The organism is Lentzea indica (genome assembly GCF_012184385.1).
Taxonomy (GTDB): Bacteria; Actinomycetota; Actinomycetes; order Mycobacteriales; family Pseudonocardiaceae; genus Lentzea; species Lentzea indica.
This window is the reverse complement of sequence record NZ_VSRL01000546.1, coordinates 1-1,358: the sequence shown is the minus strand read 5'-3', so window position 1 is coordinate 1,358 and position 1,358 is coordinate 1. Positions and strand designations below refer to the sequence as shown.

Annotated in this window: 1 protein-coding gene and 1 pseudogene; both read left to right on the top strand. The window is 71.6% G+C overall.

Going from position 1 to position 1,358, the window contains the following annotated elements:
* Positions 1–583, top strand: a pseudogene (locus FXN61_RS49460) (hypothetical protein); the annotation flags it as partial.
* 1 nt (position 584) lies between these two features.
* A partial coding sequence (gene eccB, locus FXN61_RS49455; RefSeq protein WP_167980642.1) for a type VII secretion protein EccB occupies positions 585–1,358 on the top strand: 774 nt, incomplete at its 3' end.

The window sequence follows — 1,358 nt, the reverse complement described above, 5'->3', positions numbered from 1 at the left end:
GGCGAGCACCGCCAGCTCGGCGACGACGGCGGCACGGCCATCGGGTTCCTGGACACCGATGATGTCTGTGGCGCCGTACGGCAGCCTGGTGGCAAGCGCCGATCTGGTGCGCGACGACCCGCAGCCTCCGCGTCCCGTCGTGTACGCAGCGGTGCTGCGGGCGGACTCACTGCTGACCGGGCTGCTCTGCGGCATCGCGGCGACGGCCGTCGCGTGCGAGTTGCTGCTGGCGTTCAACGGTGATCTCTGGGCGCTCGTGTTGCTGGGGGTAGTGAGCCCCGGCTTGCTGCTGCGCGCCCGGCTGTACAAGGCGATCCGGCACCGCGCTCCGTTGCTGGTAGCCGGTCTCGCAGGGGTCGCCTGCATCGCGTTCCGCGTGCCCATCGGGGTGTGGGTCGTGCCGGCAGTGTTGGTAGCGGGAACGCTCGCCGTGGTGGCGGGCCTGGTGTTCAGCAAGCGGGCGCCCAACGCGTTCCTCGGGCGCTACGCCGAGATTCTGGAGATGGTGCTGGTGCTGGCCACGGTGCCGGTGATGTGCGCGGTGCTCGGCCTGTACGGGCTGCTGCGCGGGCTGGGAGGGTGACGTGGCGTCCAAACGCGACGAACTGCAGTCGCACCAGTTCCTGGTCCAGCGCGTCACATCGGCGTTGGTGCGCAGGGAGACCGATCCGGAGCACCCGCCGTTCCGCCCGCCGTCGATGGCCGCGTTCGGCAGCATCGCGATCGCCGTGCTCGTGCTCGCGGGCTTCTGGGTGTACGGCATGGTCGTGCCCGGCGGCAACAAGGCGTGGCGCGACGGCGACGCCGTCATCGTCGAGAAGGAAACCGGCACCAGGTACGTCTACCTCGACGGGCGGCTGCACCCGGTGCTGAACTACACCTCCGCCCTGCTCGCGCTCGGCAAGCACGGCGAAACCCGTTCCGTGTCCCGCAATTCGCTCGTCGGCGTGCCGCGCGGGCCGCGCATCGGCATCCAGGACGCCCCAGACGCACTCCCCGCGCCGGATCGGTTGATGAGCGGCGCGTGGTCGTTGTGCTCACGCTCCGCCCCCGACTCCACCGGCGCCACCGTGGACCGCTCGATGCTGATGGTCGGCGCGGAACCACCGGACGGTCAGGTGCTCGGCGACGAGGCCCTGCTCGTGGAGACACCGGACACCGGGGACCACCACCTGATCTGGCGCGGCTACCGGCACCGCATCCGCCAGCCGGACACCGTGACCGTCGGCCTGGCGCTGCGCTCCGCACCACGCGCCCGTGTCGGCATGGCGGTGCTGGACGTCCTTCCCGCGGGGGACACGATCGCGCCCATCACGGTGACCGGCGCGGGCGGGCCGTCCACGGCGGTCAGCGGCCCG